General features: G+C 63.8%; 13 protein-coding genes and 1 tRNA gene. 3 read left to right on the top strand and 11 right to left on the bottom strand.

What is annotated here, in order from left to right; all coding sequences use genetic code 11:
* Positions 1-95 precede the first annotated feature (95 nt).
* Entirely contained in the window at positions 96-1,367 is a 1,272-nt protein-coding gene (locus BJ6T_RS03410) for an MFS transporter (RefSeq protein WP_014490887.1), read from the top strand.
* Positions 1,368-1,374: 7 nt separating this feature from the next.
* Here BJ6T_RS03410 and BJ6T_RS03405 read toward each other — a convergent pair whose 3' ends face one another.
* From BJ6T_RS03405 to BJ6T_RS03390, 5 genes are all read right to left on the bottom strand, one after another.
* The gene (locus BJ6T_RS03405; protein WP_014490886.1) at positions 1,375-1,584 is read right to left on the bottom strand and encodes a hypothetical protein; all 210 of its coding nucleotides are present in this window, start codon (positions 1,582-1,584) and stop codon (positions 1,375-1,377) included.
* 56 nt (positions 1,585-1,640) lie between these two features.
* On the bottom strand, positions 1,641-1,766 hold the full coding sequence (locus BJ6T_RS49085) for a hypothetical protein (protein ID WP_259227461.1): 126 nt from the start codon (positions 1,764-1,766) through the stop codon (positions 1,641-1,643).
* A gap of 65 nt (positions 1,767-1,831) precedes the next feature.
* Positions 1,832-2,413, bottom strand: coding sequence for a TorD/DmsD family molecular chaperone (locus tag BJ6T_RS03400; RefSeq protein WP_014490885.1), 582 nt, complete (start codon positions 2,411-2,413; stop codon positions 1,832-1,834).
* Positions 2,414-2,479: 66 nt separating this feature from the next.
* Entirely contained in the window at positions 2,480-3,115 is a 636-nt protein-coding gene (locus tag BJ6T_RS03395; protein ID WP_014490884.1) for a DUF3306 domain-containing protein, read from the bottom strand.
* Positions 3,116-3,135: 20 nt separating this feature from the next.
* Entirely contained in the window at positions 3,136-3,597 is a 462-nt protein-coding gene (locus BJ6T_RS03390) for a DUF3305 domain-containing protein (protein ID WP_014490883.1), read from the bottom strand.
* Between the two features lie 248 nt (positions 3,598-3,845).
* Between BJ6T_RS03390 and BJ6T_RS03385 the strand changes: the two genes are divergently transcribed.
* On the top strand, positions 3,846-5,831 hold the full coding sequence (locus BJ6T_RS03385; protein WP_014490882.1) for a 4Fe-4S binding protein: 1,986 nt from the start codon (positions 3,846-3,848) through the stop codon (positions 5,829-5,831).
* A 35-nt stretch (positions 5,832-5,866) separates the two neighbouring features.
* Here BJ6T_RS03385 and BJ6T_RS03380 read toward each other — a convergent pair whose 3' ends face one another.
* The 4 genes from BJ6T_RS03380 to BJ6T_RS03365 form a co-directional block, all read right to left on the bottom strand.
* Complete coding sequence (locus tag BJ6T_RS03380) at positions 5,867-6,865, bottom strand: formate dehydrogenase subunit gamma (RefSeq protein WP_014490881.1); 999 nt, start codon at positions 6,863-6,865, stop codon at positions 5,867-5,869.
* Between the two features lie 61 nt (positions 6,866-6,926).
* A complete protein-coding gene (gene fdh3B, locus BJ6T_RS03375; RefSeq protein WP_014490880.1) occupies positions 6,927-7,529 on the bottom strand; it encodes a formate dehydrogenase FDH3 subunit beta in 603 nt (200 codons plus the stop codon).
* 12 nt (positions 7,530-7,541) lie between these two features.
* A complete protein-coding gene (locus BJ6T_RS03370; protein ID WP_014490879.1) occupies positions 7,542-10,496 on the bottom strand; it encodes a formate dehydrogenase subunit alpha in 2,955 nt (984 codons plus the stop codon).
* A 917-nt stretch (positions 10,497-11,413) separates the two neighbouring features.
* Positions 11,414-11,500, bottom strand: a tRNA-Leu gene (locus BJ6T_RS03365).
* A 163-nt stretch (positions 11,501-11,663) separates the two neighbouring features.
* Between BJ6T_RS03365 and BJ6T_RS03360 the strand changes: the two genes are divergently transcribed.
* Positions 11,664-12,629, top strand: coding sequence for a complex I NDUFA9 subunit family protein (locus BJ6T_RS03360; protein WP_028169710.1), 966 nt, complete (start codon positions 11,664-11,666; stop codon positions 12,627-12,629).
* A 156-nt stretch (positions 12,630-12,785) separates the two neighbouring features.
* On the opposite strand, the gene BJ6T_RS03355 is transcribed toward BJ6T_RS03360, so the two are convergent.
* Both BJ6T_RS03355 and BJ6T_RS03350 read right to left on the bottom strand, forming a co-directional pair.
* Positions 12,786-13,526, bottom strand: coding sequence for an SDR family oxidoreductase (locus tag BJ6T_RS03355; protein WP_014490877.1), 741 nt, complete (start codon positions 13,524-13,526; stop codon positions 12,786-12,788).
* Between the two features lie 3 nt (positions 13,527-13,529).
* Positions 13,530-14,855 (bottom strand): FAD-binding oxidoreductase, encoded by a 1,326-nt coding sequence (locus tag BJ6T_RS03350; protein WP_014490876.1) that lies wholly within the window; start codon positions 14,853-14,855, stop codon positions 13,530-13,532.
* Positions 14,856-14,945: the final 90 nt, after the last annotated feature.

The following is a 14,945-nucleotide window of genomic DNA, read 5'->3' as shown; positions in this document are numbered from 1 at the left end:
ATGTTCCGGCGGAACCAACGGGCTGCGGCCCATGAAAATCGCCCCGGCCCACCCTATCTGCCAATCTCTTCCCCACTCGCCAACAATCGAGACCCATGACCGACCAGACGCTCGCCGCGCCTATCGACGATCCATCGGAACGCCCGCGCGGCTTCTCGCGCTACCAGGCGCTGCTCATCGCGCTGCTCGCGTTCACGCAGTTCACGATCATTCTCGATTTCATCATCATGTCGCCGCTCGGCGCCATCCTGATGCCGGCGCTCGACATCACGGCCGGGCAATTCGGCATCGCGGTCTCGGCCTACGCGTTCAGTGCGGGACTATCGGGGATCCTGGCCGCCGGCTTCGCCGATCGCTTCGACCGCAAGCGCCTGCTGCTGTTCTTCTATGTCGGCTTCACGCTCGGGACCCTGCTCTGCGCCGCGGCGCAGACCTACCACGTGCTGCTGCTCGGCAGGATCGTGACCGGATTGTTCGGTGGCGTGATCGGCTCGGTCGTTCTGGCCATCATCACCGATCTGTTCGCGCTGCACCTGCGCGGCCGCGTGATGGGCTTCGTCCAGACGGCGTTCGCCGCGAGCCAGGTGCTCGGCATTCCCGCCGGGCTGTTTCTCGCCAATCACTGGAACTGGCATGTCTGCTTCATTGCGATCGTCGGTCTGTCGATCGTCGCGATCGCAATCATCGCCTTCGCCATGGAGCCGGTCGACGCGCATCTGAAACTGAAGCAGGACAGAAACCCGTTCCGCCATCTGATCGCGACCGTCGGGCAACCGCGCTATACGCTGGCCTTCGCCGTCACGACGCTGCTGGCGACGGGCGGGTACATGCTGATGCCGTTCTCCAGCGCCTTCACCGTGCATAATCTCGGCATCGACATCGCCCATTTGCCGACGATCTATCTGGTCTCCGGCCTGTTCAGCATCGTCACGGGGCCGCTGGTCGGCAGGGCCAGCGATGCGTTCGGCAAGTACCCGACCTTCGTCTTCGGCAGCGTGGTGTCTGTGATCATGGTGCTGATCTACACCCATCTCGGCCACGTCTCGCTTGCGACCGCGATCCTCGTCAACGTGCTGATGTTCGTCGGCATCTTCTCGCGCATGATTCCGTCGCAGGCGCTGATGTCGGCGATCCCCGACCCCAGCCAGCGCGGCTCCTTCAGCGCGGTCAGCGCGTCGCTTCAGCAGCTCTCCGGGGGGCTCGGTTCGGTCCTCGCCGCCGCCATCATCGCGCAACAACCGGATGGTTCGCTGCTCCATTTCGACCGGATCGGCTACGTCGTGGTCGCGTCGGCGATCGTCTCGCTGGTGGCGATGTACTTTGTGCAGAAGGCGGTGGCGGAGCGGACCGGGAGACGGGTGGTCTGAGCTCGGGTTACTGCTTCACGCTGGTCGGGAAAACGAGCGACTGATCGTCGATATCCTGGTCTGGAAGCTGATGGACGCCCGCCATGGCATGCAGCTCGACCAGGGACGGCATGGCCGCGGCGGACAACTCTATCGCGCGGGGCTGTCCCCTGAAGATCAGGGTGGTAGCGGCGATCAGGGCTGCAACGACGAAACAAACGATCAGCAATCGGCGCATATGGCGTCTCCCACGTCGATGTGGAGAACAGAAAGCCTAACAAGCAATAATGACCGCTAAACGCGGGCGCTCTGCTCGGCGAACGCCGTCGTCGCGGACTCCTGCACGAAATGATCAAGGACGCCGGCGGCACCGAATGCGACCACAGCGGCGAACAGACAGGCAGTTAAGAAAACGCGCATCCTGTTGATCCTTGCACCTTCAACGTAGCATCTGATCTATGCATCGCTCGTACAAAACACCGTGTTCAGCCCGGAAGCGCGAAGGCCTTCGCCTCGATCTCGATAAACGTCCGCCCGAGCGCGCCGACGGCCGCGTAAAAATCCGCCGAACTCGCCCGCTCGAGATCGGCGAAAAAGCGCCTCATCCAGCGTGAGACATGCTGATCAAAGAAGAGGCGCTCGGCGCCCGCCGGCGCCAAAATGCTCCCGCCGGCAAGGCCTGCCATGACCTCACAGAGAAATCCCGCGTGATCTTCGGGCTCCGTACGCTCGGGAGCCTTTTCAAGGCCGAGACCCTCGAGGGTTTCCCGCAACCGCGCGAGTGGACGGCCATACAGGGTATCGGACAGGTAGTGTGACGCATAAGGCAGCAGTGCCCCCTTGCCCAATCCTGCAAAGAGGGCGAAGAACTCGCGCGATGCGGCCTGCTCATTTGTCCGGCGCGCTGCATTCGCCAGCGCCATGTGCGCCACGCCCATCGGGCTGGCATCGCCGTGCAATGCAGAGAGCCGGTGCAGCACCTGCGTGTCCGGGCTGCGCGTCAGCAACGTCGCCAACAGCGCATATTCCTGCGCCCGCGCGAGGTCGAATTCATCGACGATACGCACTGAAGCGGTCCCTGAGGCTGGATTCATCATTGTTCGATCGCGCCAGACATACAATCCTGCCGGTTGTTAGCGAGGTAGTGCGCTGCCATGACGTCGCGTTCGCTGGGAATGCGGCTCTCCGGCAGCAGCACTGACGGACTGCACGCTCTCGTTCCGCTCCCGGTCCGGCCGTGCCGTGGCATCATCGGGCAGCGATTGAGCTGCCCATGTCGTCGGTTCGAGACCGGGCTGTTCGGCATCGGGCCGCCCCTGCGGAATGAGCTCGGTTGGCGGCGGCGCGTCCGCAAGCGCGTCACCCACCTGCTCCAGCCCCTTCGACATCTGCGCAACGAGATCGGCGACGTTGTCCGCCGGATCGAGCGGGCCAAATCCGGGAATTGCGTTGGGATCGTTGAAATCCCACTGGTTCTCCGCGATCCCGATGAAGTCGCGGATCGCAGGGTCGGCTGCCCAGGCACGGCGCAATGCCAGGCGCGTCAGTTCGGCCGGAACGCCCGTCTGCAGGAACGCCGCAATGTCGGTGTGAGCGGTGATAGATTCGATCGACGGCAAACTGGCGAGATCGAAAGGCCGGTCGGTCTCGTCATTCGCTACGGACGGCTCGGCAGCCTGCTCCTTGTCGGCCGGAGCAAGTTCAGCGTTTTGATTTTTCGAGGCTTGCTTGAGCCGCGCCCAGCGAACGAAGACGTTAGTCTCTGACATCGATCTCTCTCATGCCGTTGCTAACGATTGCGCTGCCGTTTGACGAATGGTCGTTCGACATGATGCTCGGCGACGAACCGGCCGATGATCTCGGAGATGCCCGGTGGCATCGGCACGGCTTCGACAAGATTGCTGCCTGCATCGGTAAATGCCTCGCCCTCCGCCGGATCGGCCGTGACCGCGAGCAGCTCGTAGGGCGGCTCGGAACCGGTCGGGCGCAAATTGACCCACAGCGTGGGCGAGCCCGACGTGAGATTTTCGCGATAGTTGGTGGTTTCGGTCCGATGCAGTTCGATCACGGCATCACCGGCATAGAACAATTTGACCTCGCCTTCGCCTCCAATCGGCGTCCACGGCTTCGCAGTCGGCTCTCCCGCGAACACCGAGACGGGCCGCCACAGAAAATCGGCCCACGCACTCTTCGCCTTGCGCCGCTCGATTGCGACACCGACAGCAATGCGTGCAAGACTTGTCGATATCAATGTGCCCTCTCGCGATCGAGATGTGGTTCCTGCTTCCAAAACCTATCCACCGAAGCCGCGCGCTCGCCCCGGCGAGAGCGGTAATCGTGCGCTCATGATACGGGCGTCGTCTTTTCCGATATCCGGAGTATATACTTCAGGGGTGAACGAGCCAGTAGGTGGCCGCGCTATTTTGGGAGCCGCGAGATATTGTGACCGTCATATCTAACAGCGGCAGGCGCCTCCTGATCTGCTCATGCGAAGGGACGATGCCGCTCGATGCAGACGCAATTCGCCGCGGCTGCCGCGGTGAAGTGACGGCAGCGACACAGCTCTGCGGCGCCGAACTCGGCCGATTCAAGGCTGTCGCCGCCGAAGATGGTCCGCTCACGGTGGCCTGCACGCAGCAGACGGCGCTGTTTTCGCAGGTTGCGGCTGAAAATAATCGTGCGAATTCGATACAGTTCGCCAACATCCGCGAGACCGCCGGATGGTCCGGCGATGCCGACCGCGCGGGACCGAAAATGGCCGCGCTGCTGGCCGCCGCGGCCGAAGTCGCCGCACCCGCGCCGATGGTCCAGCTGGAAAGCAGCGGAGTCATCCTGATCTACGGCCGCGACGAGGCCGCGATCGAGGCTGGCGACTTGCTCAGGGAGCATCTCGACGTCACCGTGCTGATTGCGCCACCAGCCGCGATCGCACCGCCACGTCGCGCCGACTATCCGATTGCCAAAGGTCGAATAACGAGTGTCAAGGGACACCTGGGCGCGTTCGAATTGGTGGTCGACGATTTCGCCGAAGCCGCACCGTCCTCACGTCGCGCCCTGACGTTTGGCTCCTCACGCAACAACGCCCGTTCGACCTGCGACATCGTCCTCGACTTGAGCGGCGGGCCTGCGCTGGTTCCTGCCGATTTGCGCGACGGCTATCTGCGTGCGGATCCCGGCAGTCCCGCAGCAATCCTCCAGGCCGTGCTGAAAGCGCGCGACCTCGTCGGGACCTTCGAGAAGCCACGCTACATCACCTTCGACGCCGGGCTTTGCGCACATTCGCGCTCGAAGCGGACCGGCTGCACCCGCTGTCTCGACTCCTGTCCGGCCGGCGCGATCACACCTGCCGGCAACCATGTGGCGATCGACGCCGACATCTGCGCGGGCTGCGGCCAATGCGCGACCGCCTGTCCCACCGGCGCCGCGTCCTATGCGCTGCCGGCGGAGGACGCGCTGGTCAGAAAGCTGCGTGCGATGCTGCTCGCATACCGCCAGGCGGGCGGCGAGCGGGCCGTTGTCCTCGTCCATGACGAAAGCCACGGCGGGCCGCTGATCGACGCGCTGTCGCGGTTCGGCGACGGCTTGCCCGCGAACGTGCTGCCGTTTGCTGTCAACGAGGTCACGCAAATCGGGTTGGAGAGCATCATCGCGGCTTTTGCCTATGGCGTGTCGGCGGTGCGTTTCCTGCTACGGGCCAAGCCGCGCCACGATGTCTCCGGATTGACGCGGACGGTTGCGCTCGCCGATCCGATCCTTGCCGGACTCGGCTTCGGCCCGGCCCGGCTTTCCGTCATTGCGACCGACGATCCGGACCATTTGATCGAAGCGCTCCGCACCGCGCCGGCCGATGCGCCGACTCCGCGCCCTGCGAGCTTCCGCACCGTGGGCGGCAAGCGCGACGTGCTGCGCTTTGCGCTGGCCGAACTGCACCACGCGGCGCCTGCACCCGTCGATGTCATTCCGTTGCCCGAAGGCGCGCCGTTCGGGGCGGTCAAGATCGATGCTGCCGGCTGCACACTTTGCCTGTCCTGCGTGTCGGTCTGTCCGACGAGTGCCCTGCGCGACGACCCCGAGCGCCCGGCGCTGCGGTTCGTCGAAGACTCCTGCGTTCAGTGCGGCCTGTGCCGGGCGACGTGCCCGGAAAACGTCATCACCCTGGTTCCGCAGATCGACTTCCGTGCCAGTCGGGCGCCGACCCGGGTGCTCAAGGAAGAGGAGCCGTTTTGCTGCATCCGCTGCGGCAAGCCATTCGGCGTCAAGAGCAGCATCGAGCGTGTGGTGGCGAAGCTCGAAGGCCAGCACTGGATGTATTCGGGCTCGGCGCAGCGGCTCGACGCCATCAAGATGTGCGGCGACTGCCGCGTCGGCTTCGTCGCCGAACAAGGTTTTGAATCTTATGGCGCGTCGGGCCCGACCGTCCGCACCACCGACGATTACCTGCGTGACCGGAACGGGAAGCGTGACCCGGACGGCCGCTCCAACTGAATTGCCCGGTTCAGGCTGGTCCGAGCGCCATCGCGCTATTCAGCCGGTGTAGCCGAAGCTTGCCGGTCTTCCGCTTCGAGCTTTTCGGCGAGCCAGCGGTCGTGATGCTCTCTCGCCCAATTGATATCGACCTCGCCGGTACCCATGGCTTCGAACGCGCCTTCCATGCCGAGCGTGCCGATATAGATGTGTCCGAGGATCAGCGCGATGAACAGGATCGCGATGACGGCGTGGGCGACCTGGGCGATCTGCATGTCCGCTATGTTGGTGCCGTAGAACGGAAACAGCAGCACGAATCCCGATGCGGAGACCAGGAGGCCGGCTGCGACCGACAGCCAATAGACCATTTTCTCACCGAGATTGAAGCGGCCTGCAGGCGCATGTTTCGACTTGATGAAGCCGCCACCCTGCTTGACCCAGTCAATATCGACTCGCTTGAACAGATTGTCCCTGAAGAAGAGCACCGTGATCAGAACGAGGCCCGCCACGAAGGCGAAGCTCGTGAAATTGTGCACGTACTTGGCGACCTGGGAGATGTCCGAGAATAGTTCCGGGCCGACGAGGGGCAGCAGCAGGACCTTGCCGAAGGTGATGTTCAGGCCGGTCAACCCGAGCAGCACGAAAGAAACCGCTGTCAGCCAATGCGCGAACCGCTCGAAGGCCTTGAAGCGGACGATCGTCTGCCCGGAGCGCCCGGCTTCGATGCGAAGCCGGCCCATGATCAGATAGGCGAGCGCGAGCACGGCCAGCATGCCGACGATCACCACCGCCCCACCCCAGTGCAGCAGGACCTCGTGGAAATAATCCCAGGTCCGTCCCGCCGGCTGCATCAACACGCTGGCTTTGACATCGGGGATGTCGATCCGGCCCTGGATGCGCGGCGCTTGCTCGAGAAGCGTCTTCTGATTGGTCACACTGGCGGTCGGATTGGGCGCCCCGTCGGGACCGAGCTTCTGGGCGAGCACCGGAGCTGTCGCGAGACAGAACAGCATCAACAACAGCGCTGCGAAGCGAATGCGTGCGAAAGCCGTCATGACGGATACCCAATCTTCGTCCCTGATCGTCGCGCTTCCATCGGCGGTAACGCAGGTCGTCTTACGACTTGACGTCCTCGTGATAGGCGGTTGTCCAGCCCCAGGCTCCGGAGCCATAGCCGCGCTTCTCGACGCGCTCCTCGTAGATTTGCGCGATGATGTCGCCATCGCCTGCGAGCAGCGATTTGGTCGAGCACATCTCGGCGCACATCGGCAGCTTGCCTTCGCCGAAGCGGTTCGAGCCGTATTTCGCATATTCTTCGGCGCTGCCCGGCGCCTCCGGTCCGCCGCCGCCCGCGCAATAGGTGCACTTGTCCATCTTGCCCCGCGAGCCGAAATTCCCGACCTGGGGATATTGCGGCGCTCCGAACGGACAGGCGTAGAAGCAATAGCCGCAGCCGATGCACAAATCCTTGTCGTGCAGGACGATGCCGTCTTCGGTCGGGTAGATGCACTTGACCGGACACACCGACGCGCAAGGCGCATCGGTACAATGCATGCAGGCCATCGACACCGACCGCTCGCCCGGCTTGCCGTCATTGATGGTGACGACGCGACGCCGGTTGATGCCCCAAGGCACCTCGTTCTCGTTCTTGCAGGCGGTCACGCAGGCATTGCAGTCGATGCAACGGTCCGCATCACACAGGAATTTCATGCGTGCCATTGGTCTAACCTCTCATGCGGCCCTGATCTGACACAGCGTGGCCTTCGGCTCCTGCATGCCGGTGGCAGGATCATAGCCATAGGTCGTCAGCGTATTGACGCTCTCGCCGAGCACGATGGGATCGGCTCCCGCCGGATATTTCGCCCGAAGGTTGGCCCCCTCGTACCAGCCGGCGAAATGGAACGGCATCCAGGCAACGCCCTTGCCGACGCGTTCAGTCACCATCGCCTTCATCCGGGCCCGCGAGCTGTTCTCTGCACCGGTCACCCAGACCCAGCCACCATCGACGATGCCGCGCTCGGCTGCGTCCGTCGGGTTGATCTCGACGTACATGTGCTGCTTCAGTTCGGCGAGCCATCTGTTGGACCGCGTTTCCTCGCCACCGCCTTCGTATTCAACCAGACGGCCCGAGCTCAGGATCAGCGGGAACTGCTTCGAGATCGCGCGATCGACGGCGGCCTTCTGCACGGAGAAGCCGATATTGGGCACGCGGAACTGCTTCGCGTCCGGCAAGGTCGGATAGTCGGCGACGAGGTCGGGACGCGGCGTGTAGATCGGCTCGCGATGCACCGGAACCGGATCGGGAAGATTCCACGCGATCATGCGTGCCTTGGCGTTTCCGTAAGGCGAACACCCGTGTTCGATCGCGACCCGCTGGATGCCGCCGGACAAGTCGGTCGACCATGACACCTTGTCGGGATCGGCCGGATTGATGCGCTCGATCACCTCGCGTTCCTGCGCGGTGAGGTCCTTGTCCCAGCCGAGTTTCTTCAGCACGCCGAGGGTGAACTCGGGATAGCCGTCCTTGATCTCCGAACCGACGGAATACGAGCCTTCGGCGAGAAGATTATCGTGATCTTCCCGCTCCACCTCCTGCCCGTTCTCCACCACCTTGCGCTTCACGACGCGCTCGACTCCGAACCGCGCGCGGAAGGTGCCGCCACCCTCCTTCACCGGAAGATTGGTATTGTAGAGGATCGGCGTGCCCGGATGCCTGTACTCGGGCGTGCCCCAGCACGGCCATGGCAGGCCGTAATAATCTCCACCAACCTCCGGATCGTCCTTCGGTGCCCGCAGCGTCACCAGATCGAACTTGTGCTGGTTTCTCATGTGGGCCTTGAGCCGCTCCGGCGACTGTCCGCAATAGCCGGTCGACCAGCCGCCGCGGTTGATCTCGCGCAGGATGTCCTCCGCCGAAACCGCGCCGTTCTCGACCTTGATGTTCTTGAACATCAGGTCGGCAAATCCGAACTTGCGGGCGAACAGGTACATGGTGTCGTAGTCGTTCTTCGATTCGAAGACCGGATCGACGATTTTTTCGCCCCATTGCAGCGACCGGTTGGAGTTGGTGCGCGAGCCCTCCATTTCGAAGCTCGTGCAGGCCGGCAGGAGGTAGGTGCCGTTCTTGCGCTCCGACAGCACCGACCACGCGGTCGGGTAGGGATCGCAGACCACCAGCAACTCCAGCTTCTCGATGCCCTTCACCGCTTCCGGCATCCGCGTGATGGTGTTGACGCCATGGCCCATGATGAACATGGCCTGCACCGGATTGGGCTGGCTGACCTGATTGGTTGGCAACAAGGTTGCGTCGAACCAGCGCGTGCTCGGAATGCCCGGCGTTTCCATCAGCTTCTTGTCGGGGAAACGCGACTTCATCCAGTCGTAATCGACCTCCCATACCCGGCACCAATGCCGCCAGGCCTCCTCGGCAAGACCGTAGTACAGCGGCAGCGAGGTGACATCGAGACCGAGATCGGTTGCACCCTGCACGTTGGTGTGGCCGCGGAAAATGTTGGCGCCTGCGCCGGGCACCCCCATGTTGCCGGTGGCGAGCAGCAACAGGCAGCTGGCGCGGACATTGGCGGTGCCGGTGGTGAATTGAGTCTGCCCCATCGCCCAGATCAGGGTGGACGGCCTCTGTTTGGCGAACAGTTCGGCGACGTGTCTGACCTGCGCCTCCGGCAGGCCGGTCACGCGCTCGACCTCCTTGGGCGGCCACTTCGCAACCTGCTTCCGGACCTCATCCAGGCCGTAGACACGCTGAGCGAGGAATTCCTTGTCCTCCCAGCCATTTTCGAAAATGTGCCACAGCATGCCGTAGATCGTGGCGATATGCGTGCCGGGGCGAACCCGGACATATTCGGTCGCGTGCGCAGCGGTCCGCGTCATCCGGGGATCGACCACGATCATATTGGCGCGGTTGAGCTCCTTGCCTTCAAGAATGTGCTGCAGGGAGACCGGATGGGCCTCGGCGGGATTGCCACCCATCAACAGGATGGTCTTGGCGTTGCGGATGTCGTTGTAGCTGTTGGTCATCGCGCCGTAGCCCCAGGTATTGGCTACGCCGGTGACCGTCGTGGAGTGGCAGATCCGCGCCTGGTGATCGGAATTGTTGGTGCCCCAGAACGCCGCAAGCTTGCGATTGAGATAAGCGGCCTCGTTGGTGAACTTGGCGGAGCCGAGCCAATAGACCGAGTCGGGCCCCGCCTTCTGGCGGATATCCAGCAGCTTGTCGCCGATCTCGTCGATCGCCGTCTCCCAGGAGATGCGCGTCCACTGTCCGTTGACGAGCTTGACGGGGTAACGCAGGCGTCGTTCGTTCAACACGTCGTCGCGAACCGCCGCACCCTTGCAGCAATGCGAGCCGCGATTGATCGGACTGTCGTAGTCGGGCTCCTGCCCGATCCATACGCCGTTGGCGACCTTGGCGATCACCGAGCAACCGACCGAGCAGTGCGTGCAGACGTTCTTGCGGGTCGTGACCGTTGCGCCGACAGGTGGCGGCGGACCGGCTTCGGCCTTGCGCACGCTGTGCAGCGCGAGTTCACCCACCGCGGCCAATGCGCCGGCCGTGACTCCAGAGCGCTTCAGGAACGTCCGCCGGTCCAGTTTCGTCGATGCTTCATCGGCCGCTGCATCGAAAAGCCTGGCACGCTCCGGACGACGTTCGGACTTCCTGGTCAGCACGGAAGTCTCCTATCGAGCGGGATAGCTGTTGACGCGATAGAAATTCCTGACTTCCTGGGAGTCAGGTCGATAGCGAGCCCTCCGCTTCTGATCGAGATCAACGGGTTTTGCGGAAGCCGACGCCGGCAACAATTGGCCGGCACCCAACGCGCCGGCACCGACAATCGTCAGCCGAAGCAAGTCGCGTCGAAGAAGCTTTGGCGCTTGATCATTCTTCAACGAAGCACACTCCCTGTCGGGTTAGGCCTTCCCGAAGGCTATCCGAGTTTTGCGCCGGACATCAATCACAGACCTGCGTTGCATAATCTGCAGGAGCGGCCGTGCACGCAGCTTTGCGCTCGTGTTACCGCAACAAGCGGTCAATCGTCGTCAACATCATTGTTATCGGCCGTTCGGCTCCGCAGATTGTCGTGCGAATTGGAAACGGCGAAACAGCGAGCAGATCGATTGCCGGATAGGTGACGTCGCACGCGTCGCGAGTGACGAACTCACGATCGATACGAATGACGCGTCGACATCGTGAGCGATCGCCGAAATCCGCGTTGAGTCGAGAAGCCATTTTGGGCGAGACGTCGTCCCATGCGAAGGGGCGCTCCCCTCGCCGGTTGGCGCTCAAAGTGACCGCCTGTTACCGGGCGTGATTTGAGAATCATCGGCATCGGGGCACGAGCCACGGCGCCCCCGGTACAATTGCGCGTGCCGCGTTGGGGCGCATCTCGACGCGACCGACAAGGACGGATCCGAAGTACGCGTCAGGTCCGTGATGGCAGGCGCCGACAATCCGGCCGGAATGCGCTGCAGGAATGAGAGCCATCCGGCGCATCGGCGGGGCCACAGCCCTTCGTTGCACCACGAAGGGGTACGCAACACAAGGATGCGATTTATCTATCTGGAAATGCTGGATATCCAGAAAAAGCTGGTGCCCAGGAAAGGACTCGAACCTTCACGGCCGTTAAGCCACTGGCACCTGAAGCCAGCGCGTCTACCAATTCCACCACCTGGGCATGCCGTTTGGGGCACGGAGGCGGTTACTACGGTTCGGTGACGCGGTTGTCAAATGCTGCTTGGCACCTGCGCGGGGATGCGGATTGCGCATCGCAAACCGGCCCGATACAAGCCTGATAACACGCACTCTTTCCGCAGGAATGGACCCCAGGAATGGATCCCATGGCATCGAATCTGGAAACTCTCGTCACGGTTTTCGGCGGATCGGGGTTTTTGGGCCGGAATGTCGTCCGCGCGCTGTGCCGGCGGGACTACCGGGTCCGGGTCGCAGTGCGGCGGCCGGAACTGGCCGGGTACCTCCAGCCGTCGGGGCGGGTCGGGCAGGTCCACATCGTGCAGGCCAATCTACGCTATCCGGCCTCGGTCGAGGCGGCGATGCGTGATTCGGATGTCGTGATCAATCTGGTCGGTATCCTCGCCGAGAGCGGCGCGCAGACCTTCGACGCCGTCCAGGCCAAGGGCGCCGAGACCGTCGCCAAGGCGGCGGCCGCCGCAGGCGCCCGTCTGGTGCATGTCTCGGCGATCGGCGCCGACGCCGAATCGCCCTCGCACTATGCCAGGGCCAAGGCGGCCGGCGAGGCGGCGGTGCTGGCCGCGGTGCCCTCGGCCACGATCTTCCGCCCGTCGGTGATCTTCGGGCCCGAGGACCAGTTCACCAACCGCTTTGCCGCGCTGGCGCGGATGTCGCCGGTGCTGCCGCTGATCGGCGAGATGACCCGGATGCAGCCGGTCTATGTCGGCGATGTCGCCACCGCGATCGCGGATGCCGTCGACGGCAAGGCCAAGGCGGGCGCGACCTACGAGCTCGGCGGGCCGGAAGTGCTGACCATGCGCGAGATCATCGAGGCCATCGTCGCGATCGCCGACCGCAAGCCGATGCTGGTGCCGCTGTCGTTCTCCCTTGCCCGTTTCCAGGCCAATTTCCTGCAATTCGCGCCGGGCGCGCTGAAGCTGACGCCGGACCAGGTCACGCTGCTGGCGCGCGACAATGTCGTGTCGGATGCGGCGAAGGCGGCCGGGCTGACGCTGGAAGGGCTCGGCATATCAGCCGATTCGCTGGAGGCGATCGCCCCGCAATATCTCTGGCGTTTCCGCGCCGCGGGTCAGTTCCAGCGCAAGAGCGCGTAGTCTCGCGTCGATGGCGGTCTATCTAACCTCTCCCGCTCGCGGAAGAGGTCGCCGCGTAGCGGCGGGTGAGGGTTTTCTCCTCGTTGGGAGTCTCTCTGCGGAGGCACCCTCTCTCCCGCAAGCGGGCGAGGGAGCGCACCGTCAGCCGCAACCGCCTCAAAACTTCAGCTTCTTGAACACCGCTTCCGGCAGCGTCTTGATGATCAGCATCACGAGACGCCATTTGCCGCTGACATAGACGACGTCGGTCTTCTTCTCGACGGCGTTGAAGATCGCATCGCCGACGACCGGCGCCTCGACGGTGAGCGGGCCGATCAGCTTCATGCCCTCTGTCATTTTCGTGCGGACGAAGCCGGGCTTCACTGTGACGACGTGAACGCCGCCGCGGCTGGCGCGGGCGCGCAGGCCCGAGAGGAAGGCGGAGAAGCCTGCCTTCGCCGAGCCGTAGACATAATTGGAAGCGCGGCCGCGATCGCCGGCGACGGATGAGACGCCGACGAGCGTACCGCTGCCGCGTGCCAAAAATTTCTCCGCGAACAGGCCGAGAATCAACGAGGGCCCCTCGTAGTTCGAGCGCATGATCGTGGTGGCGTGCGCAAGATCGCTTTCGGCATTTTGCTGCACGCCCAGTAGGCCGACGATCGAGATGACGACATCAGGCAACGCAGGAAGCGCTCCGACAAAGCCTTCGAACGAAGCGGTATCGAGCACATCGAATTTGTGGAGGCCAACCTCGACATTGTAGCGCGCGCGCAGATCGGCGGCGTCAGGCTCCAGTGCGGCGACGTCACGGCCTGCGAGCGCGACATCGAATCCGGCCTTGGCAAAGGAGCGCGCGGCGGCGCGGCCGATATCGGAGGAGCCACCGAGCACAATTGCGGACTTGCGTGACGTCACGGCTTAAACCTCATCGAACAGGCGTTGTGAAAGTTTTGAGCGGATGGTCCCGGCGGGATCGAGCGCTTTGCGGATCGCGTTGAAGCGCCGCAAGGCCGGATAGCCGGCTTCGAACGTGGCGCGCGACTGGCGAGCATCCTTCGCCAGATAAAGCCGGCCGCCGGCGGCGACGACCAGGCGGTCGATCTCGTCGAGGAAATTCAGGATGTCGCCCTTCACCGGGAAATCCAGCGCCAGCGTGTAGCCGGGCAGCGGGAACGACAGGATGCCGTCGCCCTGGCCAAGTTTCTTGAGCACCGCGAGGAAGGAAGCATCGCCGCGCCGGGCGACGCGATCGAGGATCTCGCCGAGCACGGCGCGGGCGCCCAGCTCCGGGATCACGCATTGATGCTGGAGGAAGCCGCGCCGGCCGTAGATGCGGTTCCAGTCGGCGATGCTGTCGAGCGGGAAGAAATACGGATAGAGCGAGACCACATGGCTGCCGCCGGCGCGCCGCGCGCCCATGCGGTAGTAGAGCTCGTTGAAGGCGCGGATGCTGTAGCGGTTCAGCGTCATCGACGGCAGGTCGATGGGCACCGCGAGGCCGGGATTTTTGCCGGCGGGAAATGCACCGGCGCCGTCGGCAAGCTCGTCTGCCCTTGCGTGCTCGCCGAGATAGATCAGCGAGCGGCCGAGCTCGCTGCCGCGTGCGGCACAATCGATCCAGGCCACCGAATAGGTCGCTGAATCGCCCGCATCGAGCGCGCGCATCGCGGCATCGAGATCGGATGCCGAGATCACCCGCTCGCGGATCCACCCCGTTTCGACCGGTCGCAGCCGCATCGTCGCCTCCAGGATCACCCCGGTGAGGCCCATGCCGCCGACGGTTGCGAAGAAGGCATCGGAATTCTGCTCGCGCGAAGCTTCGATGGTTTCGCCCTGCCCGGTGCGCAGCAAGATGCTGTCGACATAGCGGCCGAAACCGCCCTCGCAATGATGGTTCTTGCCGTGGACATCGGCGGCGATGGCGCCGCCAACCGAGATGAAGCGCGTACCCGGCACGACGAAGGGCAGGAAACCGCGCCGGCCAAAAGTGTCGATCAGGTCCGACAGCAGCACGCCGGCTTCGAGCCGGATGCGCCCGGTCACGGGATCGAACGACCTGACTCGATCGAACCCTGTCATCGCGATGGTTCTGATGGCGCCGATCGCGGCATCGCCGTAGGCGCGGCCATTGCCCCTGGCCACGGAGCCCGTCACCACGGCTTCGCCCACGGCCTCGAACGACCGCGGCCGCAGCAGCTCGCTATCGACGACCGGGAAACGCCCCCAGCCGCTGACGAGGGTCATGGCTCAGCTCCTGTGCCGGGCGCGCGCCGCCCTGCTCTGGAAACTGCCTACCGATCAAAAGCTTATATTGCGTTGAGGCGCGTCAGTGAG

The sequence above is a fragment of the Bradyrhizobium japonicum USDA 6 genome (genome assembly GCF_000284375.1).
In the GTDB taxonomy this organism is placed as follows: domain Bacteria; phylum Pseudomonadota; class Alphaproteobacteria; order Rhizobiales; family Xanthobacteraceae; genus Bradyrhizobium; species Bradyrhizobium japonicum.
This window is presented reverse-complemented; position numbering and strand designations above follow the sequence as displayed.

Excerpts from the sequence above, each read along its gene's own strand:
- BJ6T_RS03350 (WP_014490876.1), bottom strand. The coding sequence starts at position 14,855 with ATGACCCTCGTCAGCGGCTGGGGGCGTTTCCCGGTCGTCGATAGCGAG.
- BJ6T_RS03360 (WP_028169710.1), top strand. The coding sequence starts at position 11,664 with ATGGCATCGAATCTGGAAACTCTCGTCACGGTTTTCGGCGGATCGGGG.
- BJ6T_RS03405 (WP_014490886.1), bottom strand. The coding sequence starts at position 1,584 with ATGCGCCGATTGCTGATCGTTTGTTTCGTCGTTGCAGCCCTGATCGCC.
- BJ6T_RS03385 (WP_014490882.1), top strand. The coding sequence starts at position 3,846 with ATGCCGCTCGATGCAGACGCAATTCGCCGCGGCTGCCGCGGTGAAGTG.
- BJ6T_RS03380 (WP_014490881.1), bottom strand. The coding sequence starts at position 6,865 with ATGACGGCTTTCGCACGCATTCGCTTCGCAGCGCTGTTGTTGATGCTG.
- BJ6T_RS49085 (WP_259227461.1), bottom strand. The coding sequence starts at position 1,766 with ATGCGCGTTTTCTTAACTGCCTGTCTGTTCGCCGCTGTGGTCGCATTC.
- fdh3B (WP_014490880.1), bottom strand. The coding sequence starts at position 7,529 with ATGGCACGCATGAAATTCCTGTGTGATGCGGACCGTTGCATCGACTGC.
- BJ6T_RS03395 (WP_014490884.1), bottom strand. The coding sequence starts at position 3,115 with ATGTCAGAGACTAACGTCTTCGTTCGCTGGGCGCGGCTCAAGCAAGCC.
- BJ6T_RS03410 (WP_014490887.1), top strand. The coding sequence starts at position 96 with ATGACCGACCAGACGCTCGCCGCGCCTATCGACGATCCATCGGAACGC.